This is a genomic window from Streptomyces sp. NPDC052036 (assembly GCF_040680495.1).
Lineage (GTDB): Bacteria > Actinomycetota > Actinomycetes > Streptomycetales > Streptomycetaceae > Streptomyces.
This window is the reverse complement of record NZ_JBFAWW010000057.1, coordinates 1-22323: the sequence shown is the minus strand read 5'-3', so window position 1 is coordinate 22323 and position 22323 is coordinate 1. Positions and strand designations below refer to the sequence as shown.

Below are 22323 nucleotides of genomic sequence, written 5' to 3'. Positions count from 1 at the left end.
GCGGCCGCTGGGGGACGCCGGGATCAATGGCTTCAGTCCTTCGTCGACTTCGTACGCACTTGTCGAGAGCTCGCGAACCTTCCCACACGGCAGGGGCGGAGAGCAACCTCGAAACCTCATGGCGGCGGTCGACAGCGCTGACAGCAGTGTCCTCAGGTCCTCAGGGTCCTCGGGGTTGTCGGTGTTCTCGGAGCGAAAAGGGATTGCCCGCGGGCGTCGTTGTGGGATAACTCTGATCCCCGGATCCGCGGCGCCGTGGCCGCAGGACCAGGACGACGAGAGGAGGGGTAAGCCGATGACCGCCCTGATCACCGCGCTTGTCCCTGCCCGGGGCGCGAACCGCGTCTGACCCCGGAACGGACGGGCGCCCTGCACCGGAGTGTGCCTCAACCGTGGAACGCAAGACCCTGATCATGCGCCCGATCACCGGACGCGAAGAACTCGACCTCTTCTCTCGACTGCCCTACTTCCTCAACGAGGAACTGGCGGACGACCTCGCCCAGGGCCGACGCCGGCCGGGCTGGATGTGGCTGGCCCTGCGGGGCGACCGACTGCTGGCCAGGGCGGCCTGGTGGAGCAGACCGGGCGACGATACGCCGGCCCTCCTGGACATCCTGGATGTCGACGACGGCCTCCCCGCTGCCGACCGGGTGGAGATCGGTGTGCGGCTCCTGCGCACCGCCATGTCCGCCACCCTCCCGAGCGGATCGCCGACGCCCGAGTACGGCCGCGCGACCCCGCCCGACTGGCGCGACAGGGACGACACCAGACGCGTCGTCCAGGACCGCATGACAATCCTGGAGCGTACCGGCGCCACCCTGTTCGTCGAGCGGCTCCGCCTCGAATGGCGTCCGGGAACTCCGCTACCCGAGCCGAGCGGACGCCTGGCCTTCCGGCGCCCTCATGACAGCGCCGAACTGCGGGACCTCATGACCCGCGTCCTGGACGGCACCCTGGACGCACACAGCCGTCACGACCTGACCGAGATGTCCCCCCGCGCAGCAGCCACCCGGCACTACGAGGAAGAACTCGCGCGCTACACCAGCCCCAGGGACTGGTGGCGCGTCGCGGTGCTGCCCGGCAGGGGACCGGTGGGATTCGTCGTCCCGGCGCACAACGGCTACAACCCGATCATCGCCTACCTCGCCGTGCTTCCCGAGCACCGCGGCAACGGCTACATCGACGACATCCTCGCCGAGGGCACCCGCATCCTCGACCGGCAGGGCGTCCCCCGTGTCCGAGCGGCCACGGACCTCGGCAACGTCCCCATGGCCAACGCGTTCCGGCGGGCCGGATACGTCACCTTCGGACGGGAGATCAATATGACCTGGACGTGAGGGGTGACGGACGAAGAGTTCCCCGGCGAATGCGCACGCGGAGCGGCTATCGTGCTCGACAGGGGTGCGGTGAGGGCACGTTGGAGGGCCTGGTGCTCGACTCTACGGGGGAGTGAATGTACGTACTGTCTCTGGCGGCTCTGCTCGAAGAAGCCGCGGCGGACGTCCGGAACCAGACCGGGAACATCCGGGCCCTGAACGAACTGCTGCGCCCCGAGAACGTGCGGCGGCTGCGGGAGTTCGCCCGGGCGTACTGCTTCCTGGCGTTCCACAGCCGGGACACCGAGGTCGCCGACTATGTGCGGGCCGGCACGCTGGCCGACGACAGCGGGCCCGATGTGCTGGTGCTGTTCACGCTCGACGAACCCGCTCCCATCGCGGTGCCGGTGGGGACGGACTCGCTGCGCTCCTGGGTGGATCTGGACGTGGGTGTCCATCCCTCGTACCGGATGGTCCGGGCGCTGTTCGACGGACGGCCGATGCCACCGCTGCCGGGACTGGTCGTCCTGGACGACCTGGCCGAGGAGTGCGAGGCGCTGTATCTGCCCCTCGGTGAGCTGGACAACGAACGCGCGGTACGGCAGCGGCTGCGCCGGGTGCTGGCACTGATCGGTCATGTCAGTGCCACTGCCAAACCGGGCAAGTATCTGGACGACCTGGGTCTGGAGCTGTACCGGCAGGGGATCGAGCATGTGCGGACCGATCGGATCTCGGCGCGGGAGTGGCTGCTGCGGGCATTCGACACCACACGCGCCAACCTCGGTGACATCGTCACCACCATCGGCCTGACGGGACTGACCTCTTGAGCGGGCCCACGCTGGTCACCTCCCCGGCGCCGGGCGCGGGGCCGCTGTTGGAGATCATCGACACGCTGCTTGCGGAGGCACTGCTCGCCGGACGGCAGGCCGCGACCCTGAACTTCCACCGGATGTCCCCGCCCTCGACCGCATACCAGCGGCGTCGGCACCGTGTTCTGCTCGCGCTGACCATGCTGGCCGAGCAAGAGATCGGGCTGCGCTTCGCGGCGGATCTCCCGTTCGTCGTCTCGGGGCCGTCCGCGCAGGCCGGAGCACCGTTCGCCGGATACACGACACGATGGCCGCAGCACCCGCCGAGTCAGTGGGTCAGTGAGCTGTTCGTCCGCTGGCAGATCTCCGGCCCCGACGAGGACGAGGAGGACAACCGGGAGCGGGCCGCGGGGCAGCGTGCCGCCCTGATCGACCGGCTGCTTCGTGCGGCGCTGTGGCACTGCGTCGCCATCGACGCGGAGGACGCCGTACCGGCCGCGGTACGACTCATCGCCGAGCTGGCCACCACCGGGCAGGTCGTGGACACGTCCGCCGCGGGCTTCGCCATGGCCCTGCTGCTGCGTGCGGCGGAAGAGGACACGTCCTCCGCCGCCGACCTGACCCGGGTCTTCACCGGCGGTGTACTGCCCGCTTCGCCCGACCAGTGGGTCGGAAAGCCCCTCGACTGGCCCGAGGAGCCGGTTCAGACGCTCAGCCGGCCCGCCCAACGCGCGGTCAACTGGCTGTTGACGTACGTGCATGAACGGCTCGACGAGGTCCGCGCCGCCACCGACTTCGACTCCTGGTCGGCGGCGCTGGCCGCGGTCACCTGTGCCGACGTCGCCTGTCTGAGCGGATTACGGCACGCGGTGGTCCGGCTGCCGCTGGGATTGAAGACGGTGTGCGCGCAGTTCGAGGAGCTGCACGCGGACTTCCCGGCGCTGTGGGCCTCACTTGAGATCGCCGGCATGGGCCAGGCGGTCGAGTACACGCGCGATCTGGAGGAGGGGTTCCGGCAACGGGGAGACACCACCGGCAGCCGGTTCGCCCGTGAACGGGCTCTGCTTCCGGCCTCGTTGAGGAACGCCCCACAGGTACCGGCGGTGTGGCTGCGGCCGAGCTGGCGCACGGTGACCGCACTGGTCGACCCCCGGCCCATGCTTCGCCGGGTGGACGACCCGGCCGCCTACAAGACGACACCCGGCACCGACAAGGAGCTGCGGGCCCACCTCGGACAGGGCCCGCGCACACCGGACCTGCGGACCGTGCACGCGCTGCTCGGCCGCTACCCCTGGCTGGACTTCGCGCACGGGCTGCGCGCGGAACTGCTCGCCTCTCAGGGAGACGTCGAGTCGGCGCTGGCCGCGATGGTCCCGGCGCTGGTCCTGGCACCGGAGCAGGCCGGGGGCTGGAATCTGCTGGGCAGTCTGCTCCACCGGCAGGGGCATACCGCTGCCGCGGGCACCGCACTGCGGATCGGCCACACGGTGGAGCGGATGGGGGCCAGGCTGCACGAGGCGTGAGGCCGAAGAGGTCAGCGCGGACCTCCGGCCTGACGCCCCAGTCGACGCCACCGGCCGTTCGACGGCGCCGGGCAGCAGGTCCAACGGCCGGTGCCACGAGCGTAGTCGGCCCCCGCCGACCTCGTGGGCGACCGGCTGCGTGGCATGCCGGAGCAGGGTCTCCGACCCGCTCGGTCTCCGCGTCGGTCGCCCTTACCTGAGAGGTCATCGACCCGGGCATGACGGCGTGTCACGATCGTCGGCGTACGGAGCCCGACCGACCGGAAGGACATCATGTCTGCCTACGCCATCGCGCACCTTCAGGAGGCCGCGCCGCACCCGGAGATCGCCGAGTACATCGAGCGCGTCACCGCCACCTTCGAGCCGTACGGCGGCCGCTTCCTCGTCCACGGCGCGCAGCACGAGGTGAAGGAGGGCAGCTGGCCCGGGCATGTCGTGGTGATCGGCTTCCCGGGGATCGCCGAGGCGCGAGCCTGGTGGGACTCCCCCGCGTACCAGGAGATCGCCCCCTTGCGCGCACGGCACATCGGGGGCGACATCGTCCTGATCGAAGGCGTCCCGGAGGGGTACGACCCGGCCGTCACCGCGAGGTCCATACGGGAGGCCGTGCCCGCCGAGCGATGATCCCGGCGGGCTTCCGGTTCACCGGTACGGTGTCACGCGCGAGTACCACCCGCGTAGTCGCTGTTGAACGTGGTCTCGATGGTGGTGGCCACGGCCTCGGCCACCCCGGTGCCCGTGAGGATGAGCCCCAACTCCCGGTTGTTGCTCAGCGAGTTGCTGCTGATGTTCATGGAACCCGCCTCCACCTGCTGGGTGGAGAGTCCGTAGTCGGCGACCATGGCCTTGGCGTGGATGTAGAAGCCGTTGGGGTCGGAGTATCCCGCGACGGTGCCGCCCGCCGCCTTGATCGCGGAGACCTCGCTGGAGTAACTGGACGGGTCCTCCAGGACCACCCGCACGGCCACGCCCGCCTTCGCGCGCGCCACGATGGCGTTCACGACCGTGCTGTCGCTGAGTTCCAGCTCCTCCACGTCGAGCTTCTTGGTGGCGCCGTTGACCACGGACAGCAGGCGGCTGCGGGAGTCGGTGGGAGACCACAGCAGATGGTCGCCGTCGGTCGGGGTGACGGAGGTGCCGGCGTAGTCCGCGTTGAAGACCTTCTCGATCGAGGCGACGTCCCGGCTGTCGTCGTCGAACACGCCGTAGTCACGGCTGGTCGTGTAGTACTGGGAGGTGAGGTTGCCGGTCAGGATCAGCGACTTGGCGTCGTCCACCGTGATGGTCTTCTGGTGGGTGTAGACGAAGGCGGACGACGACCACACCACTCCCACGCCCGCGTTCTTGAGGGAGTTGTACGCCGAGCTGTCGGCGCTCTGGTGCTGGCGGTCCAGGACGACCCGCACGGTGACGCCCTTGTTCTTCAGGGCTATCAGGTCGTTGACGGCCGTGGTGTCCTCCAGCTCGTACATGGTCATGTCGAGGGAGCTGGTGGCCGAGTTGATGAAGTCGTAGATGGCGGGCTGGCTCCCGCTCTGTGAGAACGCGAAGGCGGAGTAGTCGGCGGCGTTCGCGGGGACGGCGGTGGCGAGCGCGACGGCACCGGCCGCCAGGGCTACACCTGCACGCCCCAGAACCTTCCACAGCATGCGTGACTCCTCGTCAAGGGGACGCTCACCGGGGAGGGGGTGGTGAGCGCGTGCATGACACCACGCGCGTAGACCTCTGAGAAAGGGTGATGCGGTGAACGCGGCGTGGCCGGTGCGGCGGAGGAGCGGACATAGCGGACGTCGCGCAGGTGGGAGGCGGTTCGAGTAATTCCCTTGAATCGGCAAAAGCTTCGTATCCGCCGCCCCGGGAGCTGTCCGGGGCGGCCCGTCGCCGGTCTGCTCCTGGGCGCGCCGGGCGGTGCTTCCGGGCGGTGAACGGGTCGAGAAGCGCGCTGCCGCCGAACCCCGGACTGACCAGTTCCACCCCGCCCTCGGAGGCGGCCAGGGCGGGCCGAATTGCCGTCGGACGGCCGGCGTTCGAGACGTGGCTGACGGAACTGCCGTGGCGCAGCCGCACCGTGCGCCCACTCTGGCGCTGTTCGGATCGACGGGTGTGCGCCTCGGGCGGTGCGGCGCCGACCGTCAGGCTGAGGTCCGGCTCCGCAGCAGGGTGTCGAGGGAATCGACGATCCAGGACCAGGATTCCTGCGGGTCGACGGCGGTGTGGCTGAAACCCCCGCTCAGCTCCAGGCTGACGTAGCCGTGGAAGACGCTGCCCAGCATCCGGACCGCGTGCGTCTGGTCCGGCTCCGTCATGTCGTAGCCCCGGAGGATCGCCCGCGTCATCTGCGCATGCCTGACGCCGGCGCTGGCGGCCGCCGTCTCGGGGTCGAGCCTGAACCGGGCGGCGTCGTAGCGGCCCGGGTGCTCCCGGGCGTAGTCGCGGTAGGCGTCGGCGAAGGCCGCCAGGGCGTCCTTGCCGGCCCGTCCGGCCAGGGCGTCGGCGACCCGGTCGGCGAGTTCCTCCAGCGCGAACAGGGCGATCCTGGTCTTGAGGTCGTGGGAGTTCTTCATGTGGGAGTACAGGCTCGCGACCTTGACGTCGAATCGGCGGGCGAGCGCCGAGACGGTCACCTGGTCGAAGCCGACCTCGTCGGCCAGTTCTGCCCCGGCCCGGGTCAGACGTTCGGTGGTCAGCCCCGCTCGAACCATGACTCTCCTCCTGTCCGACGATGCTCATTATGCATTTGCCTAAAATTTTTAGGCAAATGAGGAGGGATGTTCGAGGCTGGGTTCAGACCAGTCCGCCCGTCGCCCGAAGGTTGTGGCCGGTGACCCACCGGCCGTCCGGGCCGACGAGGAATGCGACGACATCGGCCACGTCGGACGGCTGCCCCAGTCGGCCGAGAGGTGTCATGTCGACGACCGCTTGAAGGGCCTGCGGAGGATTCGTTCCCTGTAGCAGCTCGGTGTCGGTCGCCCCGGGCGAGACGGTGTTGACCGTGATGCCGCGTGGCCCGAGTTCCCGGGCGGCGACCGCGGTGAGCTGCTCGATCGCGCCCTTGCTGGCGGCGTACGGTGCGATGCCCGCGGCGGGCCGCACGGTGTTCAGGGAGGAGATGTTCACGATCCGGCCGTCGTCCCGCATCCGTCGGGCCGCATGACGCATCGTCAGGAACACCGACCTGGCGTTGACCGTCATCACACTGTCGAACACCTCCGCGTCGGTATGGGCGAGCGGGGTCGGCGTGAACGACAGCGCCGCGTTGTTCACCAGGATGTCCAGGCCGCCGAGATGCGCCTCGGCGGCTTCCATGAGCCGCTCGGGTCCGTCCGGCTCCTTCAGGTCCACGTGCAGGGCCCGCACCTTGCCGCCGGTCGCCTCTACGACTCGGACGACCTCGGCGGCGGCTTCGTCGTTGGTGGCGTAGTTGAAGACCACCTCCGCTCCGTCACTGCACAGGCGCTCGACGATCGCCCGGCCGATGCCACGGGATCCACCCGTGACCACGGCCGTCGCACCTCTCAGCACAGTCCCTCCCCGCCGACGAGTAGTTGACCCGGGACGTCCGAACGTACCGACGCCGGTGCTGCTGCACGGCTGGTTTCGCCGAGCGCGATACGGACGATCAGCCGAACGGCCGCCGCGAAGGCGGCCGGGCCCGTCTTGCGTCGGCAGCTGATCCGCTCTGCGGAGCCTTACGGCTTCACGGTGCGTGTTCGGCGGTCGCGGGCGCTGCGGAGGTCGCGTGGAGTCCGGAACACAGCAGGTCGAACGCCTGTAGTGCCGTCGAGGCGACCGCGTCACGGGCGTGCTCGGGCGGTTCGCCGGACATGATGCGTCGTCGGAGCTCGCGCACGGCTGCCCGGTGCGTCCCGGCGACGGCACCCGCCATGAGTGCGGGCATCGCCGGGTCAGCGGTCCGTGGTGTGCCGGCGTTGCCCGGCGGATGTTCCGCCAGGGCGGCCGTCAAGGCGCCCTCGGCGTGCTCGCTGATCTCGCGCTCCCGTGCGCGCAGCGCGGGGCTGTCATGAACGACCTGCCAGAACCTCAGTGCGCCGGGGTGGAGTCCGAGCATGGATTCGTTCCGCCGCAGGGCGGCGAGAAGGTCGTCGCGGACGGCCTCCACCGGGCAGCTGCCGGGTGCGCGGTCGCGGACCACCGCGGCGAGATGTCCCTCCACCTCGGCCTGGCGGTCGAAGAAGAGGTCTTCCTTGGTGGCGAAGTAGTTGAACACGGTGTTGGTGGACACGCCCGCACGACGTGCCACCTCGGCCACCGTGACCTGGTCGAAGCCGTGCTCCAGGAACAGTGCCGTCGCCGCAGCGGCGATCGCCGTGCGGGTCTGCTGCTTCTTGTTCTCTCGAAGACCACCCATGCCCCCATGTTAGTGTCACTACAAATTTGTAGTGACACCAAGATTCTAGGATGGGAAGGCGCATGACTCTGACCTTCGGCATCTATCCCGGTGGGCTTCTGGCTGGCGAGCAGGGCATCGTCCACCCGGTCAGTCCGGACATACCGGACCGCATCATCGAGGCGCTCGATCAGTTGCAGGGCGACAGGGCCGCGCTGTCGGTGCGCGCCTACCGCCCGTTCGCCGGCACCGTGACGCCGCAGGAGCCCTCCACCCCCACCGACCCGGAGGCCTACCTCCAGCGCGGCCGCACACTCGACCTCGTGCTGCCGTTCCGCGAGCCGTCCGGGAAACTCGACGGGTGGCCGGACTTCGTCCGCGAGGCCGTCCGGACCGGCGGACCGCAACTGGCCTCGGTCCAGATCTGCGAAGAGCCCAACGCCCGGCTCCCCGTTCTGGACGGCAGCATTCCCAACGTGCTGAACGCGCTCGTCCAAGGGGTCATCGCGGCCAAGCAGGAAGCCAGGGAACTGGGACACGACCTGGCGGTCGGCTTCAACGCCGTACCGACCTTCGATCCGGCCGACACCTTCTGGTCCGAGCTCGGCGATCTGGCCGACTCCCGCTTCCGGCAGAGCCTGGACTACGTCGGCCTGGACTTCTTCCCGGACGTGTTCCGGCCCGTCCCCGTCGGCCAGTTGGGCGAGGCGGTCACCGCGGTCGTGACGGGATTCCGCCGCACCAGCCTGCCGAGGGCGGGAATTCCTGACACCGTGGCGATGCGCATCTGCGAGAACGGCTGGCCCACCGGCCCCGATCGCACCGAGCAGCGTCAGGCCACGACCCTCGAGACCGTGGTCCGGACCGTGGCCGGCCTCTCCTCCGAGTTGAACATCGACGCCTACTCGTTCTTCTCCCTTCGGGACGCCGACAGCGCCGCGGACGGACTCTTCCACCACTTCGGTCTGCTGCGCGACGACTACAGCCCCAAGGCGGCGTTCGAAACGTATCGCCGGCTCGTCGACGAACTGGGCGACCCGCCGCCCTCGCGCCGGGACACCCGATGACGCCGGGAACACCATCGCCATGCCGTCGTGGAAGAGTCCTGAAGGCGACTCCTTCGACGGATGTCACCAGCCGATACCCTGCACGTCGTGATCAACTCGCTTGAGGGCCTTGACGACATGGGTGTGGCGACAGCCGCGGCGCGCACCGGGGCCGATGTGGTGCGCGACATGTACGGTCGGCAGCCGGCTCGCATCGACAAGGGCGCCGGGGACTTCGCCACCGCGGCCGACGTGGAGGCCGAGAGGCAGATCCTTGATGTCATCCGTGCCGCTCGGCCCGATGACGCGGTGCTCGGGGAGGAGAGCGGGCGGCAGGGAGCTGCCGACGCCGTACGCCAGTGGATGGTCGATCCCCTGTGCGGCACGCTGAACTACGCCGTGGGCAGCATGCTGGTGGCCGTCAACGTGGCGCTGCGCGACGGGGCGGCGGCGGTGGCCGACCCGTTCAGCGGCGAGGTCTTCAGCACCGACGGTGCGACGGCCTGGGCCCGGCAGGACGGGGCCGATGTGCGCCTGGCCCCCACACCCGCCACCCGGTTGGTGGACGTCAACCTGGATCCGCCCTTCCCGAATGCTCCGGGATTCCGGGCCGTGGACCTCCTGGCCCACCCCGCGTTCGTCGCCCGGTTCCGGCCGCGCGTCGTCTCCACCACGTTGGCGTTGGCGTGGGTGGCGGCGGGCAAGCGTGCCGCGTACGTCACCGACGGCGGCGACCTCACCGGGAGCGTGCACTTCGCCGCGGGTATCGCTCTGTGCAGGGCCGCCGGCTGCACGGTCACAGGGATCGACGGCGCTCCGCCGGGACCGCAAGGCCGCGGGCTGGTCGTGGCCGCCGACGCCGAGACCCACGGACTGCTGATATCGATGATCCGCGGCCAGGAGTAGCGTCCAGCGCCCACCGAACGCCGCTCGGCAAAGGCCTCTTCTTCCCGGCCGACCGTTGGCTGCGTTGCCCTAACTCTGCCGAGAGCGGGCGGTGACCGCGTTTCGGAGGGCGTTGCGGCACGCCAGGACGGCGGGGTGTCGGCTGCTGCCTCGGCGTACGACGGTGAAGATGCGGCGGGTGCGCTGGCCGCGGGGGAGCGGGCGCAGGGTGACGCTCGGGGTGCGGCCGCTCCAGACGAGGTCGGGCAGGAAGGCGGCGGCATGGCCCTGTTCGACGAGTCGGAGATGCAGCAGCAGGTCGGTGCTCTCGAACCGTACGTCGGGCTCGAAACCGGCGTTGCGACACAGGGACATGGCCCAGTGCCGCGCGGTGGTGCCTTCCGGCTCCATCACCCAGGGGCGGTCGGCGAGTGATCGTAGCGCTGCCATCGGGCCGTCGGCGCCCGGGCCGTCGCACGGGTCGGACAGCGCGAGATGGAGGGGGTCGTCGAACAGGTCTTCCTGTTCGAGTTCGGCGGGCCGTGGTTTGGGGTTGGCGGGGTACTCCTCGGCGAGGACCAGGTCGAAGTCGCGGGCCTGCAGGGCGGGAAGGGCCCTTTCCGGTTCCAGGTGCGTGACGTGGACGCGCAGGTGCGGATGGGCGTCGCGCAGCCGGTCGAGGGCGGTCGGGACGAGCGCCAGGGCGGCCGTCTGGAACGAGGCGATGCGCAGGGTGCCGGTCAGATCGGTCAGGGAGGCGGCGATGTCCGCCTCCGCGCGCTCCAGACGTGCCAGCACGGCTTCGGTGTGGGCGACGAGGATCTCGGCCTGCTCGGTCAGTCGGACCCGCCTCCCGACCGGTTCCAGCAGCGGGACGCCGACCTCGCCTTCCAGCTGGGAGAGCTGCTGGGAGACGGAGGAGGGGGCGTAGGACAGGGCGGCGGCCACGGCCGCCAGGGTGCCGCGGTGTTTGAGTTCGCGCAGCAGGCGCAGTCGATGCAGGTCGAACATGAGGGGACCGCTCTTCTCGCTCTCCGGGAGCGATGGCTGAATGGTCGGCTTTTTCGACGAGTATACGTAGGAAACATTCGCTGGACCGATCGTAGGAGGGCATCGGATCCTGGTCGGGTGCCTGACAACATTTCCTCCTCCCGTACGCTGCCGTGGTTCGTGCGGTCCGGCGCCCGTACCTGGCGGTGTCTCCCCGCCCCCGACGAGGTGCGGGCCTTCCATGCCGCGCTGCCCGGCCACTCACCCACTCCGCTGACCGAACTACCGTCGCTGGCAGAGGAGTTGGGGGTAGGCCGGGTCTTCGTCAAGGATGAGTCGTGCCGACTGGGGCTGCCCGCGTTCAAGGCGCTGGGCGCGTCGTGGGCGGTCCACCGCACCCTCGCCGAGCGCGCCGCGAGCGGACGGGAGCCGGGCCCCGTCACCCTGGTGACCGCCACCGACGGCAACCACGGCCGCGCGGTGGCACGCATGGCCCGCCTGCTGGGGCAGCACGCCCATGTCTTCGTGCCGCAGGGTGTGCATCCGCAGGCCGTGGCGGCGATCGTCGCCGAGCAGGCGAAGGTCACCGAGGTCACGGGCCCGTACGACGAGGCCGTACGTCTGGCGGCCGAGGAGGCCGCCGGGCCGGGCGCGGTCCTGGTCCAGGACACCGCCTGGCCGGGCTATGAGCGGATCCCGGGCTGGATCGTCGAGGGATACTCCACTCTCTGCGCCGAGATCGACGAACAGCTGGCCGCCCAGGGGATCGGCGAAGGCCCCGACCTCGTCTCCGTACCGGTCGGCGTGGGCTCACTGGCCCAGGCCGTCGTCACCCACTACCGCAGCCGCCCCTCCGGGCGTGCTCCGGCACTGCTGTCGGTGGAGCCGCAGGCCGCGGCCTGTGTCCTCGAAAGCCTCACCCTCGGCGAACCCGTCAGCGTCACCACCGGCCACACCACCATGGCCGGGCTGAACTGCGGCACCCCCTCGAGCATCGCCTGGCCCTTGCTGCGCGACGGGCTGGACGCCGCAGTTGCCGTTCCGGATGCCGACAGCGCTCGCGCGGCCACTCACCTCGCCGCCCTCGGTGTCTCCTCGGGCTACTGCGGTGCCGCGGCGCTGGCCGGTCTGCGCGCGGTGCTCACCGGCGCGGCCGTCGACGAGCGCCGCGCGGCACTCGGGCTCGATGCGACTTCGGTGGTCGTGCTGCTGAGCACCGAGGGCACGGCCGCCAACCCGCACCGCCCCCTTGTCCCCCCGCAGCAGACCGGCTCGGAGAGCGGGAAAACGGCGGCATGCTGACCCGCTTCCTCGCCGCGTTCGGTGTGCTGGCTCTGCTGACCGTCGTGCCCGGCCCGGACCTGGCCGTGGTCACCCGACGTGCCCTCGCGGCCGGCCCTGCGGACGCGCTGCGGACCGTGGGCGGCACAGCGACCGGACTGCTGCTCTGGGGGCGCTGACCGTGGCAGGACTCGCGGCCGTGCCGGCCGCCTCCCCCGGGGCCTACCTGGTCGTCGAGCTCCCGGGCGCCGCCTACCTGGTGTTCCTGGGCGGCTGCGTGCTCCTGCTGTCCAAGGCCCGGCGGATCCTCGAATCCCCACGCACCCGCCGTGCGCTAGAACGCACCACGGGCCTCGTACTGATCGGCTTCGGCCTCGCGCTCGTGACCGCCGGTGGCAGCCCCTGATGGACCGCGCCCGGATCGGCGTGCCCGCGGACCTCGTGCGGACTTTTCGATGACCATCACTCATCAGCACTCCGGAAGGCCCCCATGCTCCCCGAGACCCCCTCGACCTCAGCGGTTCCCGACCCCCTGGACGCGGACCCCGCCCGCCTGCTGGCCCGACTGATCTCCATCGACTCGGTCAACCCGAACCTCGTCCCCGGCGGGGCGGGCGAGTCCCGCATCGCCGACTTCTGCGGTGCGTGGCTGGCCGCCCGCGGCTTCGAGGTCCACCGCCTGGAACGGCGCCCTGGCCGACCCTCGCTCGTCGCGATCGCCCGCGGCACCGGTGGCGGCCGGTCGCTCATGCTCAACGGCCATCTCGACACGGTCAGCCTCGCCGACTACGACGGCGACCCGCTCGAACCGGGGATCCGCGACGGCAGGATGTACGGCCGCGGCACCTTCGACATGAAAGGCGGCATCGCGGCCATGATGGTCGCAGCCGCCCGAGCCACCGCCCACACGTCCCTGCGCGGCGATGTCATCCTCGCCTGTGTCGCCGACGAGGAGCACGGAAGTGCGGGCACCGAGGAAGTGCTGGAGCGCTTCACGGCCGACGCAGCGATCGTCACCGAGCCGAGCCATCTGCAAGTCACCCTCGCCCACAAGGGCTTCGCCTGGTTCGACGTGGAGATCGAAGGGCGTGCGGCGCATGGTTCGCGCCCCGAACTCGGCGTCGACGCGATCACCGGAGCGGGGCACTTCCTCGTCGCTCTGGAAGCACTGGGTCAGCGCCTCGCGCGGGGTCCGGCACACCCGAGCCTGGGCACCGGCACCGTACACGCCTCCGTCATCCACGGCGGCGAGGAACCCTCCACCTATCCGGCGCACTGCCGCATCACCTTGGAACGTCGCACCGTACCCGGCGAGAGCGCGGACAGTGTCGAGCGGGAGCTGACCGTCGTACTCGACCGTCTTGCCGAAACGGTGCCCGACTTCCGCTACCGGCTGACCCGCGGTCTGCACCGCGCCCCTTTCGAAGCCGACCCGGAGGCACTCGTCGTCCGCACCCTCACCCACCAGGCCGAGCAGGTCCTCGGCCACCCGCCCACCGTGCGCGCCGAGCCCTTCTGGACCGACTGCGCCCTCCTGGACCGCGCCGGCATCCCCTGTCTGCTCTTCGGCGTCGACGGTGCGGGCGCGCATGCGGCCACCGAGTATGTCGACCTCGGCTCCCTGGACCGCCTCACCGACATTCTCACCGCCACCGTCGCCGACTTCTGCTCCTGAACCCGCGGCCGGATCCGCACCCGGGTCCGGTACGGACCCGGCCCCGGAGCCCCGTCCGGTACGGAGTCGTAGTTCCGGATGCGATCAGCGCGATGGCGGGGTGCGATGGACGTGTTGCGCACGACGGGAGACCGGGAAGCACTCATGCCCGAACTGCCGGATGTCGAAGGATTCCGCGAGGTACTCATGGCCTGTGGCCGGCGGCGGTGTGTCACGGACGTCGAGGTACGGGACGCCGGGGTGCTGCGTGGTGTCACCGTGGCACGGCTGCGGAGGGAATTGAAGGGCAGGTGTCTCGGGAAGGCATGGCGTCACGGAAAGTGGTTGTTCGTGCCGACGGACGGCGGCCCCACAGTGGTCTGTCATTTCGGCATGACAGGATCACTGGTGTGCTGTGCCGAGGACGACCCGATCGCCCCGCACGACCGCATCCTGCTGACACTCGACCACAATCGTCATCTGCGCTACCGCGATCAACGCAAGTTGCAGGGCGTGCAGTTGGCCGATGACACCGAGGTCGCGCGGATCACCGACCGGCTGGGCCCCGACGCTTCGACCGTGAGCGGACCGGAGTTCCGGGAACTGCTGTCGGGGCGGCGAGGGGCCGTGAAGAGCGCGCTGATGGACCAGTCCGTGATCGCGGGTCTCGGGAACCTTCTGTGCGACGAGATCCTGTGGCGGGCTCGCGTCCACCCCCGGACCCCGGCGCGGAGCCTGAGCGAGACGGTGCTTCGGCGTGTCCATACGAGGATGGGCCGCGTCCTGGAGACGTCCGTGCGTGCCGGGTGCGTGCCGCCGCGACGCTCCTGGCTCACCGGCCGCAGGGAGGACAGCGAGCCGCTGTGTCCCCGGTGCCGTCGGTCCCTGTGCTCCGGCCGGGTGGCCGGACGCCGTACGGTCTGGTGCCCCGAGTGCCAGACCTGAACGACCGGCCGTCCCGCAGGTACCGTCCGGGCGGGCGAACTCGGTGAGGTGCTGTCAGCCGGCTCTGAAGGGGTGTGCCGCTCGGGGCCTGCTTGGGGCCGTAGCCGCCGTTGGCGTGCACGTACGACTCGGCCGCCCCGCCGATGCTCACCCCGGCCCGGGTCACGCGCCGACGGTCCCGTGCCTCGCACCGGCCCCAGGACTCACCGATCTTGATCTTGACTCGTGGAATGCCCTCCTCCTCGACCCAGCCGCGCAGTCGCCGGTCCTGCCGCCGGTCGTCGTCGGTGGTGAAGCCGCCGCTGCCGCAGACGGGCACGTCGTCGCGGGCGGCGCCCAGGAGCCGGGCGAGAGGGAGGCCGAGCAGGCGTGCCTTGGCGTCCCGCAGGGCGATGTCGACGGCGGAGATCGCCTGGGCCGCGACACCGGGCAGACCCGCGTTGCGCCTCCGGGGCGACGATGCCCAGGGGACTCGGCGGCGTGCGCGAGCATCCGCTGTCACATCCTCGCCGGAGCCGCGCAGGACGCGGGCGCACTCCACGCCGATCGCGCCCGCGTCGGCCATAACGATGCCCGGCTCACCGAGAACTGATCATCGCCTGACCGAGTCCTGACGCGCAACCGGGCCTAACCCGCCCTGAACAACCCGTAGTTGGAGGACGAAGGCGGCCATGCCGCGGATTGTTCCGAGGTGATGTTCGACACGTTCGTACATGACGCAACTAGTTCTCGTGGCGTGATACACATGGGGCAGCTGTGACGGAAAGCCTGCGCTTCGTGACTCAAAAGGTTGCAAGTGGCAGTGGAGACGGCAAGCTAAGGGGGACGGGGGACGTGCTCAACGGCACGGAGAATATGTATGACTTGGTGATCTTGGGAGGCGGATCCGGGGGGTACGCGGCTGCTCTTCGCGCCGGTGGCTTAGGCCTGTCGGTCGCGCTGGTCGAGAAGGCCGAGGTGGGTGGTACCTGCCTGCACCGTGGCTGCATTCCGACCAAGGCGCTGCTGCAGTCGGGCGCGGTGGCCGATTCCGCCCGCGAGGCAGCCAAGTTCGGCGTCCGCTCCACCTTCGGCGGCATAGACATGCCGGGTGTGATCGCGTACAAGGACCGCGTGGTCGGTCAGCTGTACGGCGGACTCCAGAGCACTCTGAAGGCCCGGGGGGTTCAGGTCGTGGCCGGCGAGGGGAAGTTGACCGCCCCCGACGAAGTCGCCGTCGGCGGGATGCTCCTGAAGGGGCGTCACATCCTGCTTGCCACCGGCTCGGCGCCTGCCACTCTGCCCGGTCTGAAGATCGACGGTGACCGGATCCTCTCCAGCGAGCAGGCGCTTGAGCTCGATCACGTCCCCGGCTCGGTCGTGGTCCTCGGGGGCGGAGTCATCGGCTGCGAGTTCGCCTCGCTCTGGAAGTCCTTCGGCGCCGAGGTCACCATCATCGAGGCGCTGCCGCACCTGGTCCCCACGGAGGACGAGGACGCCTCGAAGCTCCTCGAACGATCCTTTCGCCGACGCGGCATCGCCTTCCATCTCAACAGCCGCTTCGCCGAGGCCGCGTACACCGCCTCCGGCGTCCGTGTCACCACGGAGAGCGGTGCACGGCTCGACGCCGATCTGTTGTTGGTGGCCGTCGGACGCCGGCCCGTCTCGGCCGGTCTCGGCTACGAAGCCGTCGGCGTGGAACTCGACCGGGGGTATGTGAAGGTCGACGCGTACTGCCGGTCCTCGGTACCGTCCGTCTCCGCCGTCGGCGACCTGATCGCCACCCCCCAACTGGCCCACGTAGGCTTCGCCGAAGGCATCCTGGTGGCGGAGCGACTGGCGGGCCTCGCCCCCGTGCCGATCGACTACGACGGCGTACCGCGGGTCACCTACTCCCATCCGGAGGTCGCCTCCGTGGGCCTCACGGAGGCGCTCGCCAAGGAGCGTTACGGCGCCGACCAGGTGGTCACGCTGCGCCAGAGCCTGGTCAGCAACGGCAAGAGCAAGATCCTCAAGACATCCGGGGAGATCAAGCTCGTCCGGCAGAAGGACGGCCCGGTGGTCGGCGTCCATATGGTCGGCGACCGCGTCGGCGAGCTCATCGGCGAAGCGCAACTGATCGTCAACTGGGACGCGCTGCCGGACGAGGTGGCTCCCCTGATCCATGCGCATCCCACGCAGAGCGAGATTCTGGGCGAAGCCCATCTGGCGCTCACGGGCAAGCCCCTGCACGCGCACGACTGACCCACTCCCTGGGACGGAGCCGTTCATCCCGTCCCGCCTGCCCCACCACCAGCACACCGCTCCATGACGGCCGCCTGCCGGGCGGATCGCTGTGATGCCCGCGTACGGGCACGTCATCGCCGTGGCTCCGACCCGACCAGCGGCCTGGCGCTCTCACGTGTGCGCACGGCCCCCTCGACACACCGACGACGAAGACGCGACAGGGAATCAACACGATGGAACCAGACAACTCACTGCGCGACGCCCTTTCCTCGCTGGTGCACGGTGACTCCTACCGGGAGACGCTGTCGCAACTGGAGGAGATCTTCTCGCCGGACCTCTTCGCCAGACCCTCCGGCCTGGCGGACCAGGACCGCTACTCCCTCACCTACCAGCGGCTGCGGCACATCAGCGACCGGATCGAGACCGGCACACCCCTGCTGCGGCAGCGGGAGCTGATCTTCCCGCTGCTGGAATGGGTCGCCCTCGCCGACCCGTCCCTCTTCTACGCCTTCTTCCTGCACCACTGCACCACCGTCGGCTCGATTCTGGAGTTCGGCGCGGACCGGGACGACCTCGACGACGTCCTGGCGCAGCTGGCCTCCACCGACGTGGTGGGCGCCCTGCTGATGACCGAACTGGGACACGGCAACAGCAACGCCGCCGTCCGCACCGAAGCCGTTTTCGACCCGGACACCCGCGAGTTCGTCCTGACCACGCCCGGACCGGAGGCCGTCAAGTACCCGCCGAGCGTGGGCTGTCCGGGCGTACCCCGGATCGGCATCGTCACCGCCAAGCTGGTCGTCGCCGAGCAGAACCACGGGCTGTTCTGCTTCGTCGTACCGCTCCGGGACGCCGCGGGCCCGTGCCCGGGCGTGGTGATCGAACCGCAGGACTCAGCGGCGATCCTCCCCCTCGACTGGGCGACCGTCTCCTTCCAGGGCGTACGCGTCCCCCACCGCTACTGGCTGCGCGACTCCGCCTCGATCGCCGCGGACGGCAGCTTCACCGACCCGCTCAGCAACCCCGCGATGCGCTCCCGACAGGCGTCCCGGCTGATCCGGTATGTCTGGGAGGTCGCCGTCGTCGGTCTCGCCGCCGTCACCCGGGCCAGCGCCGCCGTCGCCGTCCGGCACGCCCACGCCCGGTACACCAACGGCACGTTCGCGGGCTTCGCCGACCCCATGCCGGTGATCCGCTACCGCAACCAGCAGCGCTCGCTGTTCGGCGCATTGTCCGCCGCCTATGTCGCCGCGATCGCGGCCAAGTCGGTCTCCGGCCCCGAACCGGTCGGGCGCAGCGCCGGCGAGATCCGCACCCTGTTCACCGTGAAGGCCGTGACCGACCGGCTCGCCGAGCGGGTCACCGCCGCCTCCCGCGCCGCCTCCGGCGTTCTCGGCTTCAGCCCGCAGAACCGCTTCCTGGACTACCAGGGTCTGGCCCACGCCTTCGACGCGGCCGGACTCAGCACCCAGGTCCTCTACCTCAACGCGGCCTGGACCATGGCCCTCGGCCTGGACTATCAGGCGCCCGCCGACGAAGTCCCCGCCCCCGGGGAGCGCGACCTGCGTGACCCGGCCCTGTGGCGGGCGCTGACCGGCACCCGGGAGCGGCGACTGCACGAACGACTGGTCGCCGAACTCGGCGCGGCCCGGGCCGGCGGACTCGGCGAGTTCGAGGTCTGGAACGACCGCTTCGAGCTGGCCGAGCAGATGGCCGAGGCGCACGCCCTGCGCCTGCTGGTGGACCTCGTGCGCACCGAGACCGACGCGCTGCCCGACGACGCGCGCCGCCTCGCCCGCGACGTGTGCGCCCTGCACCTGCTCGGCGAGATCTCCGCGCACAGCGGCTGGTACCTCGCCGAGGGCCTGCTCACCGCCGAAGAGGTCAACGCCCTGCCGGACCTGCTCAACCAGCTCTGCCAGGACATCGCCCCGCACGCCCTGGACCTGGCGGACGCCCTGGACGTGCCCTACGACCTGGTCGGCGCGCCGATCGCGCACCCCGACTACGCGACCGCCTTCACCAAGGCCACGTTCGCCGACCCCGCGTAGCCGGGACAGCCCCCTTCGTTCCTCCTGAACCTGCCCTGCTCGGAAGGTTTGCAGCATCATGCGAGACTCCTCCCAGGCCCGCCCCCGACTCGTGTCCGAATCCCCCGCTGAGGCCGTCGCCGTCGTCGGCATGGCCTGCAGACTGCCCCTCGCCTCCGACCCCGACGCGTTCGCCCGGCTGCTGCGTGACGGTGTCGACGCGATCAGGGAGGTCCCCGCGGACCGCTGGGACGCGGGGGAGCACACCGGCCAGGAGACCGACGGACCCGGCCGGGCAGGAGCGGGGTGGGGCGGCTTCCTGGACGGAGTCGACCGGTTCGACCCGGCCTTCTTCGGCATCTCGCCGCGGGAGGCCGTCGCGATGGACCCGCAGCAGCGGCTGGCCCTGGAACTCGGCTGGGAGGCACTGGAGGACGCCGGCATCCTGCCGGACACACTGCGCGGTACGGACGTGGGCGTCTTCGTCGGAGCGATCTGGGACGACTACGCGACGCTGGCCCACCGCCGGGGCATTCCCGGCCTCACCCAGCACACCATGACCGGCCTCCAGCGCGGCATCATCGCCAACCGACTGTCGTATGTGCTGGGCCTGCGCGGCCCCAGCCTGACCGTGGACAGCGGCCAGTCGTCCTCGCTCACCGCCGTCCACCTGGCCTGCGAGAGCCTGCGCAGCGGGGAGTCCGGCATCGCCCTCGCCGGCGGCGTCAACCTCGACCTCGCCCTCGAAAGCGCGGTCAGCGTCGCGAAGTTCGGCGCGTTGTCCCCGGACGGCCGGTGCTTCACCTTCGACAGCCGGGCCAACGGCATCGTGCGCGGCGAGGGCGGCGGCCTCATCGTGCTCAAGCGCCTGTCCGACGCGGCGGCCGACGGCGACCGCATCCACTGCGTCATCCGCGGCAGCGCCATCAACAACGACGGCGGCGGCGACAGCCTCACCACGCCCAGCCGCGAGGCCCAGGCGGAACTCCTGCGCCGCGCCTACGACAACGCGGGCGTGCGCCCCGCGGACGTCCAGTACGTCGAACTGCACGGCACCGGAACACGCGTCGGCGACCCGATCGAGGCCGCCGCGCTCGGCGAGGTGCTCGGCACGGAACGTCCCGACGACGACCCGCTGTCGGTCGGTTCGGTCAAGACCAACATCGGTCACCTGGAGGGCGCCGCAGGCATCGCCGGACTCATCAAGACCGCACTCGCGCTCAAGCACCGGGAACTCCCCGCGAGCCTGCACTTCCGCACCCCCAACCCGGCCATCCCGCTGACCGAACTGCGGTTGCGGGTACGCACGGAGAACGGGCCCTGGCCGAAGGACGACCGCCCGCTGCTCGCCGGCGTCAGCTCCTTCGGCGTCGGCGGCACCAACTGCCATGTCGTATTGGAGGACTGGCGCGCCGACGCCGACCCCGACAGCGACGCGGACCGTCCGGACCCCGCCCTGTCGGGCCCCGTGCCGTGGACGATCTCGGCCAAGACCGAGGGCGCACTGCGCGGCCAGGCGGCGGCGCTGCTCGCCCGGCTGGACGACGAGGCGTCCCCCGCCGCCCTCGGCCACTCGCTGGCCACCACCCGCACCGCCTTCCCGCACCGGGCCGTCCTCCTGGGACACACGACCGACGACCTCCGCACCCGACTTCAGGCCCTGGTGGCCGGCCGTCCCGCCGCGGGACTCATCGAGGGCGTAGTCTCCCGCAGCGCGAGCCGCCCTGTCTTCGTCTTCCCCGGCCAGGGCTCGCAGTGGGTCGGTATGGCCGTCGACCTCATGGAGACCTCACCGGTCTTCGCCGAACACATCCGTCGCTGCGAACAGGCACTCGCCCCGCATGTGCCCTGGTCGCTCACACATGTGTTGCGCGGTGCCAGCGAGACCGACCCCGAACTCTCCCTCGACCGGCTCGACGTGGTCCACCCGGTCCTGTTCGCGGTGATGGTCTCGCTCGCCGCACTGTGGCGTTCGTACGGCGTCGAACCGGGCGCCGTCGTGGGCCACTCGCAGGGCGAGATCGCCGCGGCGCACGTGGCCGGCGCGCTGTCGCTGGAGGAGGCGGCGCGCGTCGTCGCCCTGCGCAGCCAGGCCTTCGCCCTGCTCGCCGGGACCGGGGGGATGGCCTCGGTCGCCTTGCCGGCCGTCGAGGTGGAGCAGTTGCTCGCACCTTGGGCGGACCAGCTCTCCATCGCGGCCGTCAACGGCCCGCGTGCCGTCACCGTCTCCGGTGATGTGCCGGCCCTCCACGAGCTGATCGCCCGGTGCGAGAGCCAGGACATCCGCGTCCGTCTGCTGCCCATCGACTGCGCCGGCCACTCCGCGCACGTGGAGCGGATCCGCGAACCGCTGCTGGACCTGCTGGGTACCGTGACCCCCATATCCGGGGAGGTGCCGTTCTACTCCACCGTCGAGGGCCGGTGGCTCGACACCAGCGAGCTCGACGCCGAGTACTGGTACCGCAACTCCCGGCGCACCGTCGGGTTCGAGCCCGCCGTACGGGCGTTCGCGGAGGCAGGCCACGAGACGTTCATCGAGGTCAGTCCGCATCCCATCCTCGCGGCCGCCGTCCAGGAGACGATCGAGGACGTCGACGGCAAGCCACTCGTGGTCGGCTCCCTGCGACGCGGCGAGGGCGGCCTCGACCGTATGCTCGCCGCACTCGCCGAGGCTTCGGTGCACGGCGTCACCGTCGACTGGTCGCGAGCCTTCACCGGCACCGGCGCCCGTCGCGTCGACCTGCCCACCTACGCCTTCCAACGGCGCCGTTTCTGGCTGGACGTGCCGGACGCCCGCACCGAAACGACCACGTTCGCCGCCGTCGCGGAGGACAGCGACCCCGGCACGGAAGCCGAAGAACTCCCGCTGCGCGAGCAGTGGGCCGCGCTGACCGAGAGCGAGAGCCAGAACGCGGCGCTGGACCTGGTCCGCACCCACGTCGGGCTCGTGCTCGGCGCGACCGACACCGACGACGTCCAGATCGAGGCCTCGTTCCGTGAGTTGGGCTTCGATTCGATGATGGCGGTGGAGCTGCGGAATCGGCTGAATGCGGTGACGGGGCTGCGGTTGCCGAGCACGGTGGTGTTCGATCATCCGACGGCTGGTGGTCTGGCTCGTTTTGTGCGGGCGGAGTTGCTGGGGCTGTCCGGGGTTGGTGTGGGGGAGTCGGATGTTTCTGCGGTGGTTGTGGGTGGTGGTGAGGTGGATGGTGAGCCGGTTGCGATTGTGGGGATGGGGTGTCGGTTCCCGGGTGGTGTGAGGTCGCCGGAGGATCTGTGGCGGCTGGTGGT

At 70.5% G+C, this 22323-nt stretch carries 17 protein-coding genes and 3 pseudogenes; 13 read left to right on the top strand and 7 right to left on the bottom strand.

The features are described from left to right. Nucleotides 1-413 precede the first annotated feature (413 nt). From AB0L95_RS39190 to AB0L95_RS39175, 4 genes are all read left to right on the top strand, one after another. Nucleotides 414-1337 (top strand): GNAT family N-acetyltransferase, encoded by a 924-nt coding sequence (locus AB0L95_RS39190; protein ID WP_365171021.1) that lies wholly within the window; start codon nucleotides 414-416, stop codon nucleotides 1335-1337. A 116-nt stretch (nucleotides 1338-1453) separates the two neighbouring features. Then, nucleotides 1454-2143 carry a hypothetical protein gene (locus AB0L95_RS39185; protein WP_365171009.1) on the top strand — a complete coding sequence of 230 codons (690 nt, stop codon included), beginning with the start codon at nucleotides 1454-1456 and terminating at the stop codon, nucleotides 2141-2143. Further along, a complete protein-coding gene (locus AB0L95_RS39180) occupies nucleotides 2140-3648 on the top strand; it encodes a hypothetical protein (RefSeq protein ID WP_365171008.1) in 1509 nt (502 codons plus the stop codon). The genes AB0L95_RS39185 and AB0L95_RS39180 overlap by 4 nt, the downstream gene beginning before the upstream one ends. 273 nt (nucleotides 3649-3921) lie before the next feature. Further along, entirely contained in the window at nucleotides 3922-4272 is a 351-nt protein-coding gene (locus AB0L95_RS39175; RefSeq protein WP_365171006.1) for a DUF1330 domain-containing protein, read from the top strand. A 32-nt stretch (nucleotides 4273-4304) separates the two neighbouring features. On the opposite strand, the gene AB0L95_RS39170 is transcribed toward AB0L95_RS39175, so the two are convergent. The 5 genes and pseudogenes from AB0L95_RS39170 to AB0L95_RS39150 form a co-directional block, all read right to left on the bottom strand. Next, nucleotides 4305-5297, bottom strand: coding sequence for a phospholipase D-like domain-containing protein (locus AB0L95_RS39170; protein ID WP_365171004.1), 993 nt, complete (start codon nucleotides 5295-5297; stop codon nucleotides 4305-4307). A 265-nt stretch (nucleotides 5298-5562) separates the two neighbouring features. Beyond that, a pseudogene (locus AB0L95_RS39165) lies at nucleotides 5563-5724 on the bottom strand (lipase); the annotation flags it as partial. Between the two features lie 56 nt (nucleotides 5725-5780). Further along, the gene (locus AB0L95_RS39160; RefSeq protein WP_365171002.1) at nucleotides 5781-6350 is read right to left on the bottom strand and encodes a TetR/AcrR family transcriptional regulator; all 570 of its coding nucleotides are present in this window, start codon (nucleotides 6348-6350) and stop codon (nucleotides 5781-5783) included. An 82-nt stretch (nucleotides 6351-6432) separates the two neighbouring features. Next, nucleotides 6433-7170 carry a glucose 1-dehydrogenase gene (locus AB0L95_RS39155; RefSeq protein ID WP_365171000.1) on the bottom strand — a complete coding sequence of 246 codons (738 nt, stop codon included), beginning with the start codon at nucleotides 7168-7170 and terminating at the stop codon, nucleotides 6433-6435. 175 nt (nucleotides 7171-7345) lie between these two features. After that, nucleotides 7346-8017: a TetR/AcrR family transcriptional regulator gene (locus AB0L95_RS39150; protein ID WP_365170998.1), complete on the bottom strand. Its 672-nt coding sequence runs from the start codon at nucleotides 8015-8017 to the stop codon at nucleotides 7346-7348. Between the two features lie 62 nt (nucleotides 8018-8079). Between AB0L95_RS39150 and AB0L95_RS39145 the strand changes: the two genes are divergently transcribed. Then, nucleotides 8080-9063, top strand: a complete 984-nt coding sequence (locus AB0L95_RS39145) for a hypothetical protein (RefSeq protein ID WP_365170996.1) — start codon at nucleotides 8080-8082, stop codon at nucleotides 9061-9063. An 87-nt stretch (nucleotides 9064-9150) separates the two neighbouring features. Further along, nucleotides 9151-9948 (top strand): inositol monophosphatase family protein, encoded by a 798-nt coding sequence (locus AB0L95_RS39140; protein WP_365170994.1) that lies wholly within the window; start codon nucleotides 9151-9153, stop codon nucleotides 9946-9948. Nucleotides 9949-10017: 69 nt separating this feature from the next. On the opposite strand, the gene AB0L95_RS39135 is transcribed toward AB0L95_RS39140, so the two are convergent. Continuing rightward, the gene (locus tag AB0L95_RS39135; RefSeq protein ID WP_365170992.1) at nucleotides 10018-10938 is read right to left on the bottom strand and encodes a LysR substrate-binding domain-containing protein; all 921 of its coding nucleotides are present in this window, start codon (nucleotides 10936-10938) and stop codon (nucleotides 10018-10020) included. Nucleotides 10939-11055: 117 nt separating this feature from the next. Between AB0L95_RS39135 and AB0L95_RS39130 the strand changes: the two genes are divergently transcribed. From AB0L95_RS39130 to AB0L95_RS39115, 4 genes and pseudogenes are all read left to right on the top strand, one after another. Next, entirely contained in the window at nucleotides 11056-12219 is a 1164-nt protein-coding gene (locus tag AB0L95_RS39130) for a diaminopropionate ammonia-lyase (RefSeq protein WP_365170990.1), read from the top strand. Further along, nucleotides 12213-12604 (top strand): annotated as a pseudogene (locus AB0L95_RS39125) (LysE family transporter). Before AB0L95_RS39130 ends, AB0L95_RS39125 begins: the two are co-directional and overlap by 7 nt. A gap of 84 nt (nucleotides 12605-12688) precedes the next feature. Continuing rightward, nucleotides 12689-13873 (top strand): ArgE/DapE family deacylase, encoded by a 1185-nt coding sequence (locus tag AB0L95_RS39120; RefSeq protein ID WP_365170988.1) that lies wholly within the window; start codon nucleotides 12689-12691, stop codon nucleotides 13871-13873. 78 nt (nucleotides 13874-13951) lie between these two features. Beyond that, the gene (locus AB0L95_RS39115) at nucleotides 13952-14797 is read left to right on the top strand and encodes a DNA-formamidopyrimidine glycosylase family protein (RefSeq protein ID WP_365170986.1); all 846 of its coding nucleotides are present in this window, start codon (nucleotides 13952-13954) and stop codon (nucleotides 14795-14797) included. 85 nt (nucleotides 14798-14882) lie between these two features. Here the strand turns inward: AB0L95_RS39115 and AB0L95_RS39110 are convergent. Continuing rightward, nucleotides 14883-15362: pseudogene (locus AB0L95_RS39110) on the bottom strand (mandelate racemase); the annotation flags it as partial. Between the two features lie 290 nt (nucleotides 15363-15652). Here AB0L95_RS39110 and lpdA point away from each other — a divergent pair. The 3 genes from lpdA to AB0L95_RS39095 form a co-directional block, all read left to right on the top strand. Next, on the top strand, nucleotides 15653-17020 hold the full coding sequence (lpdA, locus tag AB0L95_RS39105; RefSeq protein ID WP_365170984.1) for a dihydrolipoyl dehydrogenase: 1368 nt from the start codon (nucleotides 15653-15655) through the stop codon (nucleotides 17018-17020). Between the two features lie 215 nt (nucleotides 17021-17235). After that, nucleotides 17236-19053 carry an acyl-CoA dehydrogenase gene (locus AB0L95_RS39100; protein ID WP_365170982.1) on the top strand — a complete coding sequence of 606 codons (1818 nt, stop codon included), beginning with the start codon at nucleotides 17236-17238 and terminating at the stop codon, nucleotides 19051-19053. A 58-nt stretch (nucleotides 19054-19111) separates the two neighbouring features. Further along, nucleotides 19112-22323 (top strand): acyltransferase domain-containing protein (locus AB0L95_RS39095; protein WP_365170976.1); only part of this gene is annotated, 3212 nt, incomplete at its 3' end.